The sequence below is a fragment of the Epilithonimonas sp. genome (assembly GCF_032055105.1).
Taxonomy (GTDB): domain Bacteria; phylum Bacteroidota; class Bacteroidia; order Flavobacteriales; family Weeksellaceae; genus Epilithonimonas.
The window spans coordinates 104,404-125,735 of the sequence record NZ_DAMBRK010000010.1 but is presented as its reverse complement, the minus strand read 5'-3'; the positions used below and the strand labels follow the sequence as shown (position 1 = coordinate 125,735).

The window sequence follows — 21,332 nt, the reverse complement described above, 5'->3', positions numbered from 1 at the left end:
TATGCCAAAAAAAATTATACGTAATCTGCAGTTCAGCGTTGGTTTGTCTTTTTTCATATTACTTGCTAGTTCTTTAGCTTCATATTGGAGTATTCAGAATCAGATGAACAATCGCGAAAAATCTGCTCAAAGCCGACATGCTATAACTACGGTTAAAGATGTTTTAATTACCCTTTTGGATGCAGAAACTGGTAATAGAGGTTATCAGCTCACTGGAAAAGAGTCTTTTTTGGAACCCTACAACAGCAGTGTTTCCGAATTTGAAAAAGCAATCGATAAGCTACAAGATGTAGAAACAACAGACAATATACAGCTTAAAAGGATCGAAAGTTTACAGCAAAATGCTACCAAAAGCATGCAAAATATGAGGAAATGTGTAAGCGATAGACGTAACGGACTATTGATGACACAGGACCAAATCTCCATCAACAAAATTTCTATGGATAGATGTAGAGATATTGTTGCAGATTTTGTAAAGCACGAAGAAAACGAATTATTAATTAGGAACAAAGCACTTAAGAACTCATCTACAAGTACGGTTTTGTTCATCGTATTTTCTGCTCTTGCAGCTCTTGTTGTAACAATTTTTTTCTATCTGAAATTAAAAAGAGATCTCATAAGAAGAGATAAACTCGAGAAAGATTTGCAAGCTAAAGACTTAGAAATCTCAAAAAGAGTCAAAATTATTAAAGAAGTAGCAGGAAAAGTGGCAAGCGGCGATTATGATGTAAAAATATCCGATAGAGTAAACGATGAACTAGGAGATATTGTAGAATCTCTAAATAACATGACGCTGTCTTTGAAAACTTCTTTTGACCAAATTAATGAAAGTGAATGGAGACAAACAGGTTTGGTTCTACTTAATGAATCTCTTGTTGGTAACAAAACCGTAAAAGAAGTAGCCGATAATGCGCTTAATCATTTCATCTCGTATGCAGATTGTGTGAACGGTGCGGTTTATATCTTTGAAGATGAAAAACTGAAATTATATAGTGCTTTTGGTTTAGAAGACCATATGAAAAAAAGCTTCTTACCAGGCGAAGGAATGGTTGGGCAAGCATTTTTACAAGAAAAAATTACTGTTTTTAATAACCTAGATGACAAAGATTTTGTAACAAGTTTTGCAAGCAGCAAAATTAAGATTAATGGTATTATTTTGATTCCAATTGTGTTGGATAGACATATTTTTGGTGTGATGGAGCTGAGTGCAACACACAATTTTGACGATGCTAAAGCTGATTATTTTAATGAAGGCGCAAGAAACATTGCAATTGCCTTGAGCGCATCAAGAGCAAGAGAAAAAGAACAGAGATTATTAGAGGAAACACAAGCTCAGTCGGAAGAATTGCAAGTGCAGCATTCCGAATTAGAAAACCTCAATACAGAATTAGAAGCTCAAACCCAAAAACTTCAGGCCTCGGAAGAAGAGCTGAGAGTACAACAAGAAGAGCTTCTACAAACCAATACAGAGTTAGAAGAACGTTCCAAGGCATTAGAGGAAAAAAATAATCTAATTGCCGAACGAAATGTTGAAATTCAGAAGAAAGCCGAAGAACTTGCCCTGAGCACACAATACAAATCTGAGTTCTTGGCCAATATGTCGCACGAGTTGAGAACGCCTCTCAATTCCATCTTATTATTATCTCGTTTGATGGTAGAAAATCCGGATGAGAACCTGAACGAAGATCAGATAGAATCTGCAAAAGTTATCCAAAGTTCGGGAACAAGTTTATTGACATTAATTGATGAAATTTTGGACCTTGCGAAAATAGAATCCGGAAAAATGAATCTGGTGTACGAGCAGATTTCATTGCAAGATGTGGTAACGGATATTAAGAATCTTTTTATGCCAATTGCTAATGAAAAAGGTGTCCAATTCAATATTAATCTTGCTGATTCCTTAGATAAAAAGTTGAATACAGATCGTCTAAGATTGGATCAAGTGTTAAGAAATCTACTTTCCAACGCTTTCAAATTTACTAAGCAAGGCTCTGTCAATTTAAACATTTCCGAATATCCTAAAAATCATGATTTTCTTATTTTCTCGGTAAAAGATACCGGAATGGGGATTCCGGAAGACAAGCAAAAACTGATATTCGAAGCATTTCAACAAGCAGACGGTTCTACTCAAAGAAAATTTGGAGGAACAGGTTTGGGACTCTCAATAAGTCGTGAAATTGCGAAACTCCTCGGCGGAAAAATCACCTTGGAAAGTGATTTTGGAAAAGGTAGTGAATTCAGTTTAATTATTCCAAAAGAACCATCGGCTGCGCCATATGTTATTTCCAATGAACAAAGCTTGGTAGATGTTATTTCGCAAGATGTAGAAGAAATTAAAACAATCATAAAAGCAGATAATGAAACCTTAAATTCTATAAATCATTTAGATATTCCCGATGATATTGATGACGATCGTGATCAAATCACAAAAGGTGATAAAGTGATTTTGATTGTAGAAGACGATACCAATTTTGCAAAAGCACTTCTGAAATATGCACACGTCAACGGTTATAAAGCAGTTGTAGTCGTTCGAGGAGATTATGCGCTTTCTGCTGCGTTGCAATATAAACCTCTGGCAATTTTGCTAGACATACAATTGCCTGTAAAAGATGGATGGCAGGTGATGACGGATCTTAAAACCAACAACCAAACCAAATCTATTCCTGTTCATATGATGTCTTCTCTACAAGCCAAAAAAGAAAGTTTGATGAGAGGCGCTATTGATTTTATTAATAAACCAGTAGCATTGGAGGAGATGAACAATGTATTCCAAAAGATTGAAGAAGCACTGAAACGCTCGCCACAAAAGGTTTTGATAGTCGAAGAAAATGCGCAACACGCCAAAGCTTTATCCTACTTCTTGGGCAATTACAATATCTCGTTGTCCGTGGAGAATACGGTAGAAGACAGTGTAAAAGCCTTCCAAAATGAAAACGTCCACTGCGTAATTGTAGATGTGGGATCAGCAAGAGGAAGCAGCTATCAGATTGTTGAAAGCATAAAAAGTTACTCAGGTTTGGAGAACCTTCCTGTCATTATTTTTACAGAGCGAAATCTAAATCAATCCGAAGAATTCAAAATCAAGCAATATGCAGATTCTATTGTTGTAAAAACAGCCCATTCTTACCAAAGGATTTTGGACGAGATAAGTTTGTTTCTACATTTGGTACAGGAGAATAAACAAGCGACCGAGTCGGGAAAAGTTAAAAATCTGGGAAATCTAACGGAAACTTTAAGCGGAAAAAAAATATTGATTACCGATGACGATGTTAGAAATATCTTCTCCTTATCAAAAGCTTTGGAAAAGTATAAAGTTGAAGTTATCCTGGCGATGGATGGTAAACAAGCGCTCGATAAAATAAAGGAAAATCCAGACATTGATGTAATTTTAATGGATATGATGATGCCGGAGATGGACGGTTATGATACCATTAGAGAAATCAGAAAAATGCAAAATTTCAAAGAATTGCCAATCATTGCAGTTACAGCAAAATCGATGATAGGAGATCGAGACAAGTGTATCCAGGCTGGTGCTTCGGATTATATCACCAAACCTGTTGATATAGATCAGTTACTGTCTCTTCTACGCGTTTGGTTGTACAAAAACTAATAACCACAATATGGAAAAAAAAATATTGATTGTTGATGACGATCCCAGGAATATTTTTGCGCTTAAATTAACGCTAAAGGCAAAAAAATTCAATATAGAAACGGCCCTCGGTGCACAAGAAGCTATTGATAAATTGGAAAAAGATGATCATATCAACATTGTTTTGATGGATATGATGATGCCAGATATTGATGGATATCAAGCTATTGGAATGATTAGGGAAATTAATAAACTCAATCACATCCCCATCATTGCGGTTACTGCACAAGCAATGGAGGAGGATTATCAAAAATGTATAGATGCTGGCGCAACAGATTATATCAAAAAACCGATCAATGTGGATCAATTATTGAACGTTATAGAAAAAGTTTCCTGATGCTAGATCCAAGTATTGTTAAAGATGAAGAGTTAGAGTATCTTATAAAAGATATTTACGATTTATATGGTTACGATTTCTCTATGTACAGCAAAGCTTCTTTTAAAAGAAGGATCAACAGGATTTGTGTTATCGACAAATTTGCCAGTTTTGCAGAACTTAGATACACAATTATTAACGATCAAGATTACCTCAAACGCTTTGTAGAAGAGATCACCGTCAACGTTACCGAGATGTTCCGCGACCCAGATTTTTTTCTAAGCCTTAGAGAAAAGATCCTTCCACAATTAGGAACTTATCCGCTTATCCGTATTTGGCTTGCCGGATGCTCCACAGGAGAAGAAGCATATTCTGTAGCCATATTGCTAAAAGAAGCAGGTTTATATGATAAAAGTTTGATCTATGCTACAGATATCAATCCCTCTGTTTTAGAAACAGCACGGGCAGGGGTTTTCCCTCTACAGCAGATGAAATTATACTCCGAGAATTACCAACTTTCAGGTGGTAAGGAGGATTTTTCAAAATATTATATTGCCAATTATGATGTAGCGAAATTTGATAGATCCTTGCAGAAAAAGATGATTATCTCTACTCATAATTTGGTTTCGGATAGTTCTTTCAATAGTTTTCAGTTGATTATTTGTAGAAACGTTTTGATCTATTTTGACAAAGAACTTCAGGAACGTGTTTTCAAACTTTTCGACAATAGTTTGGAAAACCTAGGATATCTTGCACTTGGTTCCAGAGAGACTTTGCGCTTTTCGGACTTGGGAAAAGATTATCAACAAGTAGATAATCAGCGCATTTGGAAAAAAACAGAGCAGTTGTGATATGGAACAATCGGATGTTAAGATAGAATTAGTGATTATTGGTGGATCAGCAGGTAGCCTGCCGGTAATCCTAACTATGTTGAAAAATCTGGACGAATCTATAAAATTTGCAATCGTCATCGTCATCCATCGCAAAGCTTCTGCACTCAACATTTTACCAACTTTGCTAGAACAAGTTTCTCATATCCCGGTTACGGAAATAGAAGATAAAACAGAGATTGAAAGTAACAATATCTATCTTGCTCCAGCAGATTTCCATGTTTTGTTTGATGACAAAAAAATAATGTCCTTAGACAGATCGGAAAAGCTGAATTTCTCTCGGCCTTCCGTCGATATTTCGTTTGGTTCAGCTGGGGAAGTTTTTAGGGAGAATCTATTAGCTATTCTATTATCTGGAGCCAATTCTGATGGTGTCGAAGGGATGAAATTGATAAAAAAAATGAACGGAAAAATTTGGATCCAAGATCCGGATACGGCAGAAGTGAGCTACATGCCAATGATGGCGGCGCAGAAAGTCAATTTTGATCAATTGATTACGCCAGAAAATCTTCCCACAAAATTAAATAAATTATAAAAAATAAATACAACCAAATATATTATGAGCAAGAAAAAAGTCCTAATATTTGATGATGAAACTTCGATTTTAGAAGTTATTTTTATCGTCTTAAATGATCTTGGATATGAAGTTGAAGTTTCCGAAACCGCGGATGATATTATCAAGAAAGTAACAGATTTTCAGCCAGATGTAATTATTATGGACAATTGGATCCCCGTAATTGGTGGAGTAGAAGCTACAAAACTTTTGAAAGCGAATCCTGAGTACAAAAACATTCCGGTAATTTATATCAGTGCCAATAATGATATTGCTTCTCTTGCCAACGAGGCAATGGCAGATGATTACGTTCCAAAACCTTTTGACCTGCAAGATCTTGAAGAAAAGGTTTTGAAATGGATTAATAATTAACTTCTTAAAATTAAAATCCAAGCGGTCTGCTACGTTAAAGTTTGCGTGGTTATTAAAATATTTTTATCATAATTTTTTCCAATTACTTAGAATAACGATTATGACCCAAGTCATAAAGTTCTAGATAAGTTCTCTTTAATTTTGGTGGAACTAAAGAGAAACTATGCTAAACTTACATTCAACAACAATTCTACATCTATTCAAATCATTATTAACGTTCGGTTTACTCAATTAATTGGTGTAAATGATTTTGTTATTTAAAAATTTAGAATTAGGGTAGTGGATATGATTATTGAAGAAAGTATTATCAAATCATTTGGAGGAAAATTAAAGGAGTATAATGCATCAGAATCTATATTTTCTGAAAAAAGCAATGCTAATTATTATTATCAGATTGTAGAAGGAGAAGTAAAGCTGAACAACTACAATGAAGATGGAAAAGAAACAATCCAAACCATTCTGAAAAAAGGTCAAAGCATTGGAGAATCTTTGTTGTTTCTGGATAAAGCTTATCCTGTGAACGCAATTGCAATCACTGCTTGTAAAGTTCTCCGATTGCCAAAATCTAAGTTCTTTCAAATTCTTAAGAAATTTCCTGAAAATCAGTTTAAAATCATCAATAGTTTATCAGATTCTATGTACTTCAAGTACGCAATGGGACAGATTTTTTCTACTAAAAATCCCGCTACAAAACTTCGCGTTTTGATGGATTATCTCAAAAGTTCGGAGAAAGATCTAAGCGCTTTTTCTTTTCAGGTTCCGCTTACAAGACAACAGATGGCAAGTCTTACCGGATTGCGTGTGGAGACAACCATCAGAGCTCTTAAAATGATGGAAAAAGAGAATATTGTAAAAATCCAAAATCGTAAAATTTTCTACTAAAAAACTTTTCTTAATAATAAATTTTTCCTTTAATAATTTTCACAACTCCTTCTTTTTCAAAGGTTTTAATATGTCTAATGACCGTTTCAACTCTCAGACCTGTCATTGCCGCTAATTGTTGTCTTGTCAAAGGCATTTGAAATGAATATTGAGTTTTATCCGGACTGAAGCTTTTGTGATAATCCAAAACACCTTTTATCCTCACATTGGCGTATAAAGAAGAATTATTTTCCAGCATTATATACTTCTGATAGAGTCGTTCCGCAAGAAAATTATTAATGCCTTTAGCTACTTTTGGATGATCATCCAGCATTTTAAGAAATTTTTGTTTTGATAATCTCAATACGGTTGCATCTTCAAAAACCACAGCATTGACCGGGAAAGTGTGATCTATAAAAAGGAGCATCTCGCAAACACTCATTCCTTCATTCAAAATAGCGAATATCAATTCTCTGCCTTCTTCGTTGTAATGATTGAGTTTTATATTGCCGGAGACAATTTGATAATAATTTTTAGGTGTTTCAAATTCACTGAAAATAACATCTTTTTTTCTATAAGTTTCAATAGTGGCGCCATAATTAATCAGAAGCTCTTCCGGAATTATCATAGTTTTAAAGTTTCAATAATTTAATTATTTTTTTACATAGTAATTTTTGTGCCGAAATTGAAATTGGAAAATCTTTCAATTGTGATTCAAATCATAAAAGCGAAAGGAGTCATTTCTTTAGATTTGATGGTAGCAGTTGGGGTGTTTTTTCATCACTTCAATGTTATTAAATCAAATTAAATGAGTAAGAAGAAAATTTTAATCTTTGATGATGATACTTCTATTTTGGAAGTTGTATCTATTATCTTTGAAGATAACGGTTACGAAGTCCAAATTTCTGAAACAGCAGATGATATCATTTCAAAGGTTAATCTCTTTTTACCAGATCTCATTATTATGGATATTTATATTCCTGTAATTGGAGGAGTAGAAGCTACTAGATTATTAAAGGATCACGAAGTCCATCATAAAATTCCAGTGTTATTCATCACTGCAAAAAATGATGTGGCTTTTTTATCTTCAAAGTCATCAGCTGTTGACTACCTTTCCAAACCTTTTGATCTTGATGAACTGGAAAGAAAGGTAGAAAGATGGATATCTTGATATTAAAAACTATAGATGGCTTTTTAACATAAATTTTTCTGTACATTTATTTGAAATCTCATTGAAATGGATGAAAACATAATTGGATTAATTGCCGGAGGCTTGACATCAATCGCCATGATGCCACAACTCATCAAAGTAATCAAAGAAAAAAATGCAGAAGATATTTCTATAATAATGCTTTTGGTCTTAATTTCCGGGCTTTCACTTTGGGTTTGGTATGGAATTTTGAAAGATGAACTCCCAATAATTTTATCAAATGGATTTTCAATATTAGTCAATCTAACCTTGTTGATTTGCTGTTTTATATTCAAAAAGAAAAATTAAATCTCATAAATCTCAGTATCCGTAAAAACATAGAATCTTCCTTTTTTAGGGAGATTTTTTGTATCTAATCCTGTAAACTCACTGAAAGCCGGAAGTAACAATTGATTTTCTGAAACTACAAAACAAGGCAATTTAATTTTTTTTACAATAGAGTTAATTACAAATCCAGGATGAATATGACCTGTAATCTGAAATTTCTCTTGATTTTTCTGAAAATCGTGCACGAAAATAAAATCATCAATCTCAAGAAATTCATCTCTGAAATTCAGGCAAAGTTTGGCTTCTAATTTTTTAGAAATTTTGTCGTGATTACCTTCTATCAAGTGAAATTCAAGATTGGGGAATTGGTTTTTCCATTCACAAAATTTATTGACACCGGAATTATCTCCTGCGTGAAGCAAATCGCCAACTACGAGAAACTTATCTGGTTTAAAATATTCAATAAGAACAGATAATCGTTGCAAGTCGTTTTCGAAAATCTGATCGGAGAGAGCAATCCCATTTTTGCGAAAATGAGCAGTTTTTCCGATATGTAAATCGGAAAGAATCAAAGCCTTTTCTTTTTTCCAAAACAACGCTCGCTGATTGGTTAAAGTAAAAACTTCGTCTTGGATATTGATATTTTTTGTTACTATTTTCATAATTAAATAAACGTAATCTTTGTCATTCCGTAGGAATCTCTGCTGCTTTAAATTTCTGCAAAAAATTACAAAATACTATAAATCTATTTCCCTTTCTTCGCCTGCTGAATCAACTTCTGAATTCTCGCATCCAGATCTTCACTCGTCAACGTCTGTCTTAAACTGTCAACTTTTATCGGGAAACTCAATGGGGTAAAAGCATTGGCAAATTTCAGAATAATTTTAGATTTTTCAATTCTCTTGAAAGCTTCTACCAATCTTTGTTCCTGCAACTGCATATTAAAAACTTCTGTATAAGCCTGTCTCACCAAAAAATGATTCGGGTCGTGGTCTTCCAGAACTTTAAAAATTAAACCAGCCGAACTTTGAAGGGATTTATTCGAACGCTGCTGTCCGGGAAAATTCTGAACCACCATTCCGGAAATCACCGCAATATCACGGAATTTCCTTCTTGCCATTTCTGCCGCATTAATACTCGAAATCACATCGGTCATCAGGTTTTCTCTTGTTAAAATTTTGTCTAAATTTTCTTCATTCAGAGGAATTTCTTTATCGCTGAACAATTCAAAACCATAATCATTCATCGCCATCGAAAAAGAAATCGGAGCCAGTTTTGAAATTCTGAAAGCAATCAATGCCGCCATCACTTCGTGAACCAGACGACCTTCAAAAGGATACATAAATAAATGATAGCCTTCACGATTTTTAATCATTTCCACCAAAAACTCATCATCTTTCGGAATATGCGACCGTTCTTCCTGATTCATCAAAAGCGGATGCAGAAATTTCAGTTCTTTTTCAGAAGCCTTCGGATTGAGTGCAATTGACAGCTTTTCACGTAAAAACTGTCCAAGATTAGAACTCAACGGCAATCTTCCGCCCAAATAACTCGGAGCCTGCGCTTTTCCTTTTGAAGCCCGCACAAAAACTGTCATATCCTTGATCATAGCGACTTCCAGAACTCTTCCCGCCAAAATAAATTTCTCTTCTTTTTTTAATCTTGAGATAAAATATTCCTCAACCATTCCGATGTATCCGCCGGAAATAAATTTCACTTTCAGCATTGCATCGCTCACAATCGCACCCATATTCATCCGGTGGAGCATCGCAATTCTTCGAGAAGTCACTTTGTGTAAACCGTCTTCCATCACGACAACTTTGTGGTATTCTTCATAGCTTTTCAATGCACTTCCGCCAATCGTCAAAAATTCGATGATTGATTTCCATTCGTCATCCGTAATTTCCTGAAAAGTATAGACTTGCTTGATTCTTTGGTAGGTTTCTTCGGGATAAAATCCGTCGCCAATCGCTAAAGTCATCAGAAACTGAACCAAAACATCAAAACACAAAACCTGCGGATCACGAGGTTCAATTTCATTTTGTTTAACGGCTTCTTTTAAAGCAGAAACTTCGATTAATTCTAAAGAATGCGTCGGAACACAATAAATTTTTGAAGTTTCAAAAGGGGAGTGACCGCTTCTTCCTGCTCGTTGCAGAAATCTCGCAACCCCTTTCGCAGAACCAATTTGAATAACGGTATCGACAGGTTTAAAGTCAATTCCCAAATCCAAAGATGATGTTGAAACAACCGCTTTCAATTTTCCCGAACTTAGATTTTCTTCAATCCAGTTTCTTAGTTCTGAATCTATCGAACTGTGATGAATAGCTATTTGTCCCGCAAAATCAGGATAAACATTGAGCAAAAGCTGATACCACATTTCACTCTGACTTCTCGTATTCGTAAAAACAATGGTTGATTTTGACTGTAAAATAATCGGAACCACTTTATCCGCCAGTTTTTGTCCGAGATGTCCTGCCCAAGGCAAAATTTCAACTTCATCAGGAAAAACAGGTAGAATCTCAATTTTCTTATGTTCTTTCGCTGTAATTTTTGTTTTTTTAATTGAATATGGAATTAAAACTTCCATCGCTTCATTAAGATTTCCAATCGTTGCCGTGATTCCCCAGATTTTAAGTTTCGGAACATATTGTCTGAGCTGAGAAATTCCCAATTCTACCAAAACACCACGTTTTGAACCTAACAATTCGTGCCACTCATCCACAACAATCGTCTGCAGATTTTTAAAAAAACGCTGATGATTTTTCTGTCCTAATAATAACTGTAAACTTTCGGGGGTTGCAACCAGAATTTCAGGCATATTTTTCACCTGTTGTTGCCGAACTTTCGGATCAGTATCGCCATTTCTCACACCAACTGCCCAATCCAGACCAATCTCGTCAATCGCTTCCTGCATTGCTTTTGCGATATCTTTTGACAGCGAACGAAGTGGTGTAATCCAAATCATTTTTAGTCCGCTTTTGTACTTTTCGGGATTATTTAAAAAATCTGAAATCAAGGCTAAAAAAACAGAAAAAGTTTTCCCAAAACCTGTTGGAGCAACGACCATTCCGCTGTAACCGCTCCCAAATTTCTGCCAAGTCTGAATCTGAAATTTAAAAGGCGAAATAGATTTTTCCATCATCCAGTTTTGAATGATTTTAAAGCCGTTTGTATTTTCGAAGTTGCTCATTTATTTACTAAAAATTTTTTACCACAAAAGTCACAAAAGTGAAGTTTTTATAATTTCTTATTAAAGAACAAAAAAGAGATGCGTCTATATGAAAATATGCAAAACCATTTTTGAACTTATGATTCGCTATAATTAAAGCTCTGTAAAACTTTTGTGACTTTTATGGTTAAATAAACCTACTGTATCAATTTCTTAATCTCTTCCAAGTCATCAATCTCATCTGCTTTTTTATCTTTTCTCCAGCGTACAATTCTTGGGAAACGTAAAGCTACACCGCTTTTGTGACGGTTGCTGAAGCCAATTCCTTCGAAGGCTATTTCAAAAACCAATTCGGGTTTTACGGTTCGGACAGGACCAAATTTTTCAATCGCATTTTTGTTGACAAACTTGCTGACTTCCATTATCTCTTTGTCCGTCAAACCCGAATACGCTTTGGCAATCGTAACTAATTTATCTTCGTTTTTCACTGCAAAAGTATAATCGGTGTAATAAGCACTTCGTCGACCGCTTCCTTTTTGAGCGTAGATGAGAACGGCGTCAATGGTGAGTGGGTCGATTTTCCATTTCCACCAATCGCCTTTTTTTCGACCGGAATGGTAATGCGAATTTTTCTGTTTCAGCATCAAACCTTCACTGTTGATTTCTCTGGAATTTTCTCTGATTTTATTTAAATCTTCCCAGTTTTCAAATTCAATAAGCTCGGAAAGCTTGATGTTTTCGGGATTTTCATTTAATAATAATTCTTCCAGCATCGCCCGTCTCGAAGCAAGTGGTTTTTCACGCAAATCATTTCCTTCCAATTCTAACAAATCATACGCAAAAACCTGAATCGGGATTTCTGAAAGCATTTTCTTAGTTAAAGTTTTTCGGTTAAGACGCTTCTGTAACTCATTAAAATTCAAAACCTGATTATCTTTTACCGCTAAAATTTCTCCATCGAGAACAAAATTTCCTTTCATACTCTGAATGACTTCTTTGATTTCGGGAAACTGTTCCGTAATCAGTTCTTCGCCTCTCGACCAGATAAAGACTTCGTCATTTCTACGGATAATTTGTCCACGAATTCCGTCCCATTTATATTCAATTTGCCATTCATTAGGTTTTCCCAAATCTTCCAAATCTTTTTCCAAAGGATAAGCCAGACAGAACGGATATGGTTTTGAATTGTCTGGATTGATATTTTCTGCAGAAATTAGTTCTTTGAAAGACGTATTTTCAGGTTGCCATTTTCCCATTAAACTGTGTGTTAAAGCACTCGATTCTTGGTTTGAAAATTTTGTCAGCGCATTAATCAAAGTTTTATCTGAGACCCCAATTCTGAAACTTCCGCCTAATAATTTATTGAAAATCAAACGTTCTGTATAATCCAAACCGTTCCAGGAGTTTAAAACAAAATCTTTTTTTTCTGAATCTGATTTATCTTTTAAACCGATAATTTCATTCATCCATTCAGACAAAGATTTATCGATTTTTTCGTTTGGTGGAGGAAGAACTAGCGACAAAGTTTCACCCAAATCTCCAACCGAAGAATAGCTTTCCTGAAAGAGCCAAAAAGGTAATTGTGTAATTTCAAGTGCCCATTCTTTCATATAATTGGTGTTCACATTTCGCTTTGGCCTTTTGCCCGTAAACAAGGCGATGAACCAGACTTTGTCTTCATCAGGCGCACGTTCCAGATAATCGATGATGGCATCAATTTTTGCGTTGGTTTTGTTGGTGCTTTCGAGAGCGTTGATGAGTTCTGCGAAATGTTTCATCGTTTAAAATTATATAAATTACAAAGGTGTCGCTCCTACGGAGCTTCGCAAACATAAAATAACTTTTACTACAAAGGTTAAGTTCCTATGGAACTTTCCCAAATTGGCAAACCTTCATGGTTTCAAAAACCTTGAAGGTTTAATTAGCAATAATTTCCTTTTCTTTTTCTTCCTCATCATCATCACCATACAAAGTTTCCACAACATCAGATTTAATTCCGATTTCGTTTAAATATTTTGAAAAAACCTCGGTTTGTCCGTGCGTAACGTGAACGATTTCGGCTTCAGTTGCTTTTATAGCATGCAAAAGACCTTTCCAATCGGCATGATCGCTCATTGGAAATCCAGCATCGGCACTTCGCCAGCGTCTTGCGCCACGCACCTGCATCCAGCCTGAACAAATTGCTGTTGCAGGATTGGGAATTTTTTTAATGACATTGGAGTCCAATAAAGCAGGCGGAACGATGACAATTTCATCTTGTAAATGTTTTACAGACTCTCTAAAATCGGGCACTTCGTAATCTGGTAAAGTGATTCCTACATTTTCAAAAGCTTCGTTGAGTTTTCCGATAGAGTAGTGAACGTGGATTTTTCCAAGACCTTCCACTGCTTTCATAATTCGCTGCGCTTTACCTAATGAATAGCCTATAAATACAGAGGTTTTCTGGTTTTCTTTATTTTTCAGAACCCAATTCTGCATTCTTTTATTCAAATCATCCACTTCAAGCCAGTTGTAAATCGGAAGTCCGAAAGTACTTTCTGTAACAAATTCATTGCATTTTACCAATTCAAAAGGCGTACTCAACCCATCATCCTGAACTTTATAATCTCCCGAAACGACGCTCACATAACCTTTATATTCCAAACGAATCTGCGCCGAACCGATAATGTGACCTGCAGGATGAAGTGAAACTTTTACACCATTGATATTGATGATTTCGCCATATTCCACACTTTGACATTCGATGTCCTCACTGATTCTTTTGTGTAAAATCGGTTTTGTGAAATGATGACAAAGGTATTTTTTCATTCCCCAACGGGCGTGATCGGCGTGACCGTGCGTGATAACCGCCAAATCAACCGGTCGCCACGGATCGATGTAGAATTTTCCCTGCGGACAATAAATGCCTTTGTTTGTGAATGTGATGAGTTTCACGAATAATAAAATTGATGTTTTTGAGACTATTCAAAAAACTGACCAATTTATTTTAAACGAAAATCTCCAGCAAAATGTTGCCAGAGATTTTATATGATTTAAATTTTTATTTAAACTGTTGCGGTTCCTTCAACGCCGTCCGAATTATCAGTTTCAGTACCAGTGATTGCGGCTGCAGCAAAACTTAAAAGACTGACTAATTTTCCAGCTTTTGTATCCCAATAATATGTTTTCTTTGGTTCCACTCGGATGATGGAAACATTGGGGTCGTCTTTTCCGTCAAACCAAGCGTTTGCCATTGGTGACCATTTGTCTTCAATCGTGTTCTTGTCTGTATAAATAAAAGCCTCGCCAAAAATAGAAAGATATTCTGAGTCGCTGTTATTCATAAAATAAAGCTGGACTCTATTGTCATCTTTGATTTCAAAATTTTTGTTACTCATTTCACTGCTGATGAACCACAGGTTTCCGTTGTCATCGGTTTCTTGGATTGCCATTGGTCTTGAGTTAACAGGTAAACGATCCAATTCAGTACAAAACATACAAATTTTTGCTTTTTCTGACAGTTCTTTAATTTTTTTGATTGCTTCTTGATTGTTAAGATTTTGTGTTGACATAATATTTTGATTTTTGATTTAATAATTATCCATTAACAATTTCCCCGCCATTTGGATGAAGAACTTGACCAGAAATGTAAATTGAATCTTCTGAAGCCAGAAAAAGAAAGCTAGGAGCCACTTCATTTGGCATTCCGGCACGTTTCATTGGAGAGTCGCTTCCGAATTCTGAATTTTTTTTCGGTTTGAACGAAGATGAAATCAAAGGTGTCCATATGGGGCCGGGAGCTACAGCATTCACCCTAATTCCTTTTTCAATAAGATTGGCCGAAAGACTTCTGGTAAAAGAAATAATAGCGCCTTTCGTAGCAGAATAATCAATGAGTTTCGGACTTCCCCTGTAAGCTGTTACAGAGGATGTGTTGATAATGCTCGCACCTTTTTTTAGATAAGGCATTGCATACTTTGTAACCCAGAAGTAGGAGAAAAAGTTATTTTGAAAAGTTTTTGATAACTGCTCTGTCGATATATCTTCTATGGATTCAGCTTCCCAATGTAATCCTGCATTATTTACAATAATATCGATTTTTTTGTGGTTCTTTATGGCTGTTTCGATAACCTTCTTACAGTGATTTTCTTTTCCCAGATCTCCTTTGATTAAAGTGCATTTCCTAGAATAGCTCTCGACTTCTTTCTGCGTCTGTTTGGCATCTTTTGTTTCACTGAGATAAGCAATTACAATATCAGCGCCTTCTTTGGCGAACAGTAATGCTGTCGCTTTTCCAATTCCGCTGTCACCGCCTGTGATCAGAGCCACTTTGTTTTTCAATTTTCCTTCTTTCGGATATTGAATAGGATCTGTCTCAGGGATGGGATTCATATTTTTTTCCAATCCCGGGCGCTGTTGTTTTTGCTGGGGTCTTATTTTTCTTTTAGTTTGTTTTTCCATTTTACTTTTTCTTAATAATTACAAATAATGTGCTAAGAGAAAATGATGGAATATTTATTGCACAATTAAAGATGGGTTAATTAATTTCTTATTTAATTTAAAATCATCATTATGCGAGCAATTTGGAACGGCGCAATAGGATTTGGACTGGTCAATATTCCTATCAAATTATATTCGGCAACGGATTCAAGCACGCTTGATCTGGATATGCTTGACAGCAAGGATTTGAGTAACATTAGATTCAAGCGTGTCAACGAAAAAACAGGAAAAGAAGTAGTTTGGGAAAATATCGTAAAAGGTTATAAAATCGAAGATAAATACATCGTTCTGAATGATGAAGATTTTGAAGCGGCAAGTCCTGAGAAATCTAAAGTTCTAAGTATTTCTCAATTTGTAAAAGAAGCTGAAATTGATCCTGCACTCTTTGAAACACCCTATTTTTTAGAACCACAAAAGAATGGAGAAGGCGCTTATAAATTATTATTAAAGGCCTTAACCAAAACAAAAATGGCCGGCATTGGTTCATTTGTATTGAGAGAACGAGAGATTCTTTGCTTGATTCGTCCTTATGAAAATAAGATTTTAATGGTCAATAGAATGCGTTATCCTGAAGAGATGAGGGATTTCGGAGATTTGAAGATTCCTACCGGCAGTGCTCCAAAACCTGCTGAATTGAAAATGGCAGAACAGCTGATTAAATCTTTGGCAACGACTTTTGATCCTACAAAATATAAAGATACTTACAACGCAGACCTTTTGAAAATAATCAAACAAAAAGCAAAAGGTAAAAAAATAAAACTAGCTGCAGTCAAAGAACCCGAAGGTAAAGCAACAGACCTGATGGCAATGCTTAAGGCCAGTCTGGAAAAAGGTAAGAAGAAAGCAGGATAATTTTAAAGAATTAAAAATGGCTTTAGAAGATTATAATAAAAAACGAAATTTCAAAGAAACCTCTGAGCCGGAAGGTAAAGAAAAAGCGAGTGGGAAGAAACTGAAATTTGTTATTCAAAGGCACGCTGCATCAAGACTTCACTATGACTTTCGTCTGGAGATGGAAGGTGTTTTAAAAAGTTGGGCAGTTCCAAAGGGTCCGTCTTTGAATCCTTCTGATAAACGATTGGCTATGATGGTAGAAGATCATCCATATTCTTATAGAACATATGAAGGCTCTATTCCAAAAGGAAATTATGGCGCCGGTGAAGTCGAGATCTGGGATGAGGGAACTTATGAGCCCATCGAAAAAATAAAAGGGAAAACTGACGATGTGATAATGCGGGCAGAACTTCATAAACAATCCTTGAAATTCATTCTTCACGGTAAAAAACTAAAGGGAGAATTTGCATTGATGAAAATAAAAAATTCTAAAGATGAAAATGCGTGGCTGCTTATCAAACATAAAGATCAATTTGCTGTTAATGAAGATTATGATGCCGAAGAACATACTTTAAAAACATCCAAAGTAACCGCTTATCTCGAAGAGAAAGAGAGTAAAAAAAAAATGCTTCCACCGAAAGTCTGAAGCATTTTAAAAACTATGCGCCTGCGCTATCCGGTGAAAAAAAACTGTCAGAATTTATCAAACCAATGCTCTGCAAAGTCTCTGACAAAGCATTTGATGACAAAGATTGGGCATTTGAAATCAAATGGGATGGTTATCGTGCGATTGCAGATCTGAGCAAAGATGAATTCCGATTATATTCCCGAAACGGTATCGATTTTTCTCAGAAATTTAAAAAAATAACCCATTCACTTAATTTACAAGAACATCCAATGATTCTTGATGGTGAGATTGTCGCTTATGATGATAAAGGAAAGCCTAATTTCCAATGGCTTCAAAGGATTAGTGATCATCCGAATCTTGCATTGACTTTTCAAGTTTTCGATCTGTTATGGCTGAATGGTCATTCGACAGAAAATTTATCTTATCTACAGAGAAAGGAATTGTTAAAAGACGCCTTGATAGAAAATGAAATTATCAAGTACAGTGATCATATTTTAGAAAAAGGCAGAGATTTTTTTCAAGCAGTAAAAGATATGGGATTAGAAGGAATTGTAGCAAAAAAAACAGACAGCCTGTACAAAGAAAATCTCCGCAGCTCCGAATGGCTGAAAATCAAAATCCACAAGAGTGATGAAGCAGTCATCTGTGGTTTTACAGAACCCAAAGGCTCAAGGAAAAAGTTTGGCGCATTGATTTTAGGGAAATACCTCAATGGTGAAATGGTTTTCTGCGGTCATACCGGAGGCGGTTTTAATGATAAATTACTTTCTGATATCTACGATAAAATGCAGTGTCTAATTACGAAAAATTCAGTATTTAAAATCACACCAAAAACCAATGCCAAAGCAACTTGGATAAAACCAAAATTGGTTGCTGAAATAAAATTTACTGAACTCACAAAAGACAATATTTACAGACATCCGATTTTTTTGAGACTTCGGGATGACATCAATTCTAAAGATGTAAAATTCAATTCTGAAAATTCATCTAAAAACGAGAGTATGAAAAAGACTGAACCTAAAAAAAGAACTGGAAAAGATGATGTATTAAAGAAAATTGGGAAGCAAGAATTGAAACTGACCAATCAAAACAAAATCTACTTTCCGGAAGACGACGTTACGAAAGGTGATGTAATTGACTTCTACCAAAGTATTTCAAAGTATATTCTGCCACATCTTAAAGACAGACCACAATCTATGAACCGTTATCCGAATGGCATAAAAGGGTTGAGTTTCTTTCAAAAAGATGCAGCGGAAGAGACACCGGAATGGATAGAAACTCAAAAAGTTTTTTCAGAAAGTTCCGATAAGTATATCAATTATATTATTTGCAACGATAAAGAAACTTTGGCCTATCTCAATAACCTCGGCTGTATAGAACTTAATATCTGGACCAGCAAAATTAAAAAAGCAGACAAACCGGATTATCTCGTTCTTGATCTTGATCCGTCAGAAAAAAATTCTTTTGAGGATGTAATAGAGACAGCTCAGGCAGTAAAAGAAGTTTTGGATCTTGCGGGAGTTGACGGGTATCCTAAAACTTCGGGCAGTTCAGGAATCCACGTTTACATTCCAATGAATGCGAAATACTCATATGATCAGGTTAAAGATTTTGGACATCTGCTGATGCAGATGGTTCAGAAAAAATTACCTGATTTAACTACTTTGGAAAGAAGCCTGCAGAAAAGAGATAAGAATAAAATTTATCTTGATTATCTTCAGAATAGGAGAGGACAGACTCTGGCGAGTGTTTACAGCCTCAGACCGAAAAATGGTGCACCAGTTTCTATGCCTTTAGAATGGGAAGAAGTTAAAAATGGACTTAAACCTACTGATTTTAACATTCATAATGCTTTGGAAAGATTAGTAAACAAAGGCGATATTTTTAAACCTGTTTTAGGTAAAGGGATTGATATGTTGAAAGTTATCAAAAAGTTAGAACAATAATTTTTCAATTGAATTACTGAATTTAAATATTAAGGGGTAATATTTTACTAGAGGGATTCCGTTTGGCAGAAGATTTGATTATTCAGAGGAAATTTAAAACTGTTAGTTAAATTTTATCAATCTATTAAGATTAAATTATACACTACGGGAGAGGTTTTAAACTTTTCCCTTTTTTATGACCAAATCAATTTATTATACTGTGAACTTACTATTAAGGTTACTAAAAGAGATGCTTGTGCATCTCTTTTTTGATTGGAGTTTTAATAATTGCTGATCTGAGATTTAATTTTATTAAAGAGAAGAATGGCATATATACTTTTACTAACTTTAAAATAAAATAATGATTTATGCAAATAGATTGGAAAGAGCTCTGGATGGGATCTGAAAGCTGGGACTTTTTATTTCAAATTGTCTTTCGGACTTTATTGATGTTTACTGCCATTATTATTGGGATTAGGATTTTAGGTAAAAGAGGAGTCAAGCAGTTATCGATTTTCGAATTAGTTGTCATTATTGGGTTAGGCTCTGCAGCAGGGGATCCTATGTTTTATCGGGAAGTAGGATTACTATCTTCCCTCGTTGTTTTTATCATAATTATAGCTTTGTATTCTACCTTGATCTTCTTCATAGGAAAATCTAAAAATATGGAAATCCTTCTGGAAGGTAAACCTATTATTTTGATTGAAGATGGTGTATTTGCAGTTCAAAACTTTAAAAAAGAAAACTTAGGTAGTGATGAATTTTTTGCAGAATTAAGATTGAAAGGTATTTCGCATCTTGGACAGATACAGCAGGCTGTCGAAGAAACCTCCGGAGAAATAAGCGTATTTTACTATGAAGATCACGAGGTCAAATATGGTTTGCCGGTCTTATTGAATTCTTTGGAGAATTGTACAGAAGATTTTGCTGTGGAAACACATTATTCCTGCACGTTTTGTGGATATACTGAATTGAAAAATAGTAATTCTGAGAAAAGCTGCAAAAACTGTGGAAAGTTTCATTGGGTCGAGGCAATCAATAGAAAAAGAGTTACTTAGAAAATATACGAACAATGTGTAATATATACAAAGACATCCCATTGGAAAGAATGAGATGTCTTTTTTCTAGAGTATAAAATGAAGATTATTTAAATGTACTGGTCTTCGTGACGACCTTCTTTTATTTCTTCAACTATTTTAGCATTGAAAGCAGGAAGATCCTTTGGTGTACGACTAGTTACAAGTCCATTATCAGTTACAACTTCGCTGTCTTCCCAAATAGCACCTGCGTTTTTTAAGTCAATACTTACCGATTTTACAGAAGTCATTTTTCTTCCATTTACTGCTCCTGCACTGATGAGGATCTGTGGTCCGTGACAAATAGCAGCTACAGGTTTATGCTGTTTGAAAAAATCCTGTACAAATGATATGGCTTTTTCATCAGTTCTTAATAGGTCCGGATTAATAACGCCGCCAGGTAAAACAAGTGCATCATATTCGGATGCATCAACTTCGTCTAAAGTTTTATCCACAGAATATTCTTTCCCCCAGTCCTTTTCTGCCCATGCTTTAATTGTACCTGCTTCAGGACTTACAATATGAGTCGTCCATCCTTGTTTTTCCAAATGCTCTTTTGGAGATTTCAATTCACTCTCCTCAAATCCGTGTGTCGCGAGTATTGCAATTTTTTGTGACATGATATAATATTTTTTGATGTTATGATATTGGATAGAAGAAAATATTGTGCCATTGAATCCTGCACTCATTATAATATAAATTAACAAACAGTAGATAACTCAGAAACAATATATTTTAGGTGTAAATTTTTCCAAAGGCGCACTTTATGTATAGCACAATAACATCAAAAAATAAGCTTATGAAAAATTTACTTTGGTTAGTCGCTGTTATATGTATAATAGCTTGGGTACTAGGAATGGCGGGTATTATTCCGGGAATGGATACAGGAGGATTGATCCACACGCTGCTAGTTATTGCAATAATTGTTGTTCTATATAATATCATCTCAGGCAGAAAACCTTTAGATTGAATTAATTAGAACAATAAAATTAAAAATTAAGAGATGATATGCGTCTCTTTTTTATTTTATATTTCAAAATTATAATAGGAATTTTTGTTTTCGATAGTGATTTGGTGTGATAGTGGTTTACTAATAATTA

Annotated in this window: 21 protein-coding genes; 13 read left to right on the top strand and 8 right to left on the bottom strand. The window is 35.1% G+C overall.

The window, feature by feature from the left end:
* Position 1: 1 nt before the first annotated feature.
* The 6 genes from RTY06_RS10410 to RTY06_RS10385 all read left to right on the top strand — a co-directional run bounded on the left by RTY06_RS10410 (position 2) and on the right by RTY06_RS10385 (position 6,662).
* Positions 2-3,610 carry a response regulator gene (locus RTY06_RS10410; RefSeq protein ID WP_312824724.1) on the top strand — a complete coding sequence of 1,203 codons (3,609 nt, stop codon included), beginning with the start codon at positions 2-4 and terminating at the stop codon, positions 3,608-3,610.
* A gap of 10 nt (positions 3,611-3,620) precedes the next feature.
* Positions 3,621-3,986, top strand: coding sequence for a response regulator (locus RTY06_RS10405; RefSeq protein WP_312824722.1), 366 nt, complete (start codon positions 3,621-3,623; stop codon positions 3,984-3,986).
* A complete protein-coding gene (locus RTY06_RS10400) occupies positions 3,986-4,816 on the top strand; it encodes a protein-glutamate O-methyltransferase CheR (protein WP_312824720.1) in 831 nt (276 codons plus the stop codon). Before RTY06_RS10405 ends, RTY06_RS10400 begins: the two co-directional genes overlap by 1 nt.
* A gap of 1 nt (position 4,817) precedes the next feature.
* Positions 4,818-5,390 (top strand): chemotaxis protein CheB, encoded by a 573-nt coding sequence (locus RTY06_RS10395; protein WP_116036536.1) that lies wholly within the window; start codon positions 4,818-4,820, stop codon positions 5,388-5,390.
* A 24-nt stretch (positions 5,391-5,414) separates the two neighbouring features.
* Positions 5,415-5,780: a response regulator gene (locus RTY06_RS10390; protein WP_312824717.1), complete on the top strand. Its 366-nt coding sequence runs from the start codon at positions 5,415-5,417 to the stop codon at positions 5,778-5,780.
* A gap of 285 nt (positions 5,781-6,065) precedes the next feature.
* Positions 6,066-6,662 (top strand): Crp/Fnr family transcriptional regulator, encoded by a 597-nt coding sequence (locus tag RTY06_RS10385; protein WP_312824716.1) that lies wholly within the window; start codon positions 6,066-6,068, stop codon positions 6,660-6,662.
* A gap of 10 nt (positions 6,663-6,672) precedes the next feature.
* Here RTY06_RS10385 and RTY06_RS10380 read toward each other — a convergent pair whose 3' ends face one another.
* The gene (locus RTY06_RS10380) at positions 6,673-7,269 is read right to left on the bottom strand and encodes a Crp/Fnr family transcriptional regulator (RefSeq protein ID WP_312824715.1); all 597 of its coding nucleotides are present in this window, start codon (positions 7,267-7,269) and stop codon (positions 6,673-6,675) included.
* A gap of 180 nt (positions 7,270-7,449) precedes the next feature.
* Here RTY06_RS10380 and RTY06_RS10375 point away from each other — a divergent pair, with 180 nt between their 5' ends.
* Both RTY06_RS10375 and RTY06_RS10370 read left to right on the top strand, forming a co-directional pair.
* Positions 7,450-7,812 carry a response regulator gene (locus RTY06_RS10375; protein WP_312824714.1) on the top strand — a complete coding sequence of 121 codons (363 nt, stop codon included), beginning with the start codon at positions 7,450-7,452 and terminating at the stop codon, positions 7,810-7,812.
* Between the two features lie 66 nt (positions 7,813-7,878).
* Entirely contained in the window at positions 7,879-8,139 is a 261-nt protein-coding gene (locus RTY06_RS10370) for a SemiSWEET transporter (protein ID WP_312824713.1), read from the top strand.
* On the opposite strand, the gene pdeM is transcribed toward RTY06_RS10370, so the two are convergent.
* The 6 genes from pdeM to RTY06_RS10340 all read right to left on the bottom strand — a co-directional run bounded on the left by pdeM (position 8,136) and on the right by RTY06_RS10340 (position 15,730).
* The gene (gene pdeM / locus RTY06_RS10365) at positions 8,136-8,780 is read right to left on the bottom strand and encodes a ligase-associated DNA damage response endonuclease PdeM (RefSeq protein ID WP_312824712.1); all 645 of its coding nucleotides are present in this window, start codon (positions 8,778-8,780) and stop codon (positions 8,136-8,138) included. The two genes, RTY06_RS10370 and pdeM, sit on opposite strands and share 4 nt — an antisense overlap.
* A gap of 83 nt (positions 8,781-8,863) precedes the next feature.
* Positions 8,864-11,311 carry a ligase-associated DNA damage response DEXH box helicase gene (locus RTY06_RS10360; RefSeq protein WP_312824711.1) on the bottom strand — a complete coding sequence of 816 codons (2,448 nt, stop codon included), beginning with the start codon at positions 11,309-11,311 and terminating at the stop codon, positions 8,864-8,866.
* Between the two features lie 176 nt (positions 11,312-11,487).
* On the bottom strand, positions 11,488-13,068 hold the full coding sequence (locus RTY06_RS10355) for an ATP-dependent DNA ligase (RefSeq protein ID WP_312824710.1): 1,581 nt from the start codon (positions 13,066-13,068) through the stop codon (positions 11,488-11,490).
* 139 nt (positions 13,069-13,207) lie between these two features.
* On the bottom strand, positions 13,208-14,224 hold the full coding sequence (locus RTY06_RS10350; RefSeq protein WP_312824709.1) for a ligase-associated DNA damage response exonuclease: 1,017 nt from the start codon (positions 14,222-14,224) through the stop codon (positions 13,208-13,210).
* Positions 14,225-14,334: 110 nt separating this feature from the next.
* Positions 14,335-14,841 carry a pyridoxamine 5'-phosphate oxidase family protein gene (locus RTY06_RS10345; RefSeq protein WP_312824708.1) on the bottom strand — a complete coding sequence of 169 codons (507 nt, stop codon included), beginning with the start codon at positions 14,839-14,841 and terminating at the stop codon, positions 14,335-14,337.
* A gap of 25 nt (positions 14,842-14,866) precedes the next feature.
* The gene (locus RTY06_RS10340; RefSeq protein WP_312824706.1) at positions 14,867-15,730 is read right to left on the bottom strand and encodes an SDR family oxidoreductase; all 864 of its coding nucleotides are present in this window, start codon (positions 15,728-15,730) and stop codon (positions 14,867-14,869) included.
* Positions 15,731-15,841: 111 nt separating this feature from the next.
* On the opposite strand from RTY06_RS10340, the gene RTY06_RS10335 reads away from it, so the two are divergent.
* The 4 genes from RTY06_RS10335 to RTY06_RS10320 all read left to right on the top strand — a co-directional run bounded on the left by RTY06_RS10335 (position 15,842) and on the right by RTY06_RS10320 (position 20,214).
* Positions 15,842-16,621 carry a Ku protein gene (locus tag RTY06_RS10335; protein WP_312824704.1) on the top strand — a complete coding sequence of 260 codons (780 nt, stop codon included), beginning with the start codon at positions 15,842-15,844 and terminating at the stop codon, positions 16,619-16,621.
* A 16-nt stretch (positions 16,622-16,637) separates the two neighbouring features.
* Positions 16,638-17,249 carry a DNA polymerase ligase N-terminal domain-containing protein gene (locus tag RTY06_RS10330; protein ID WP_312824702.1) on the top strand — a complete coding sequence of 204 codons (612 nt, stop codon included), beginning with the start codon at positions 16,638-16,640 and terminating at the stop codon, positions 17,247-17,249.
* Positions 17,250-17,314: 65 nt separating this feature from the next.
* Complete coding sequence (gene ligD / locus RTY06_RS10325; RefSeq protein WP_312824700.1) at positions 17,315-19,177, top strand: DNA ligase D; 1,863 nt, start codon at positions 17,315-17,317, stop codon at positions 19,175-19,177.
* Positions 19,178-19,524: 347 nt separating this feature from the next.
* On the top strand, positions 19,525-20,214 hold the full coding sequence (locus tag RTY06_RS10320; protein WP_312824698.1) for a YetF domain-containing protein: 690 nt from the start codon (positions 19,525-19,527) through the stop codon (positions 20,212-20,214).
* A gap of 89 nt (positions 20,215-20,303) precedes the next feature.
* On the opposite strand, the gene RTY06_RS10315 is transcribed toward RTY06_RS10320, so the two are convergent.
* The gene (locus RTY06_RS10315; protein WP_312824744.1) at positions 20,304-20,852 is read right to left on the bottom strand and encodes a type 1 glutamine amidotransferase domain-containing protein; all 549 of its coding nucleotides are present in this window, start codon (positions 20,850-20,852) and stop codon (positions 20,304-20,306) included.
* Positions 20,853-21,031: 179 nt separating this feature from the next.
* Between RTY06_RS10315 and RTY06_RS10310 the strand changes: the two genes are divergently transcribed.
* The gene (locus RTY06_RS10310; RefSeq protein ID WP_225689050.1) at positions 21,032-21,202 is read left to right on the top strand and encodes a lmo0937 family membrane protein; all 171 of its coding nucleotides are present in this window, start codon (positions 21,032-21,034) and stop codon (positions 21,200-21,202) included.
* Positions 21,203-21,332: the final 130 nt, after the last annotated feature.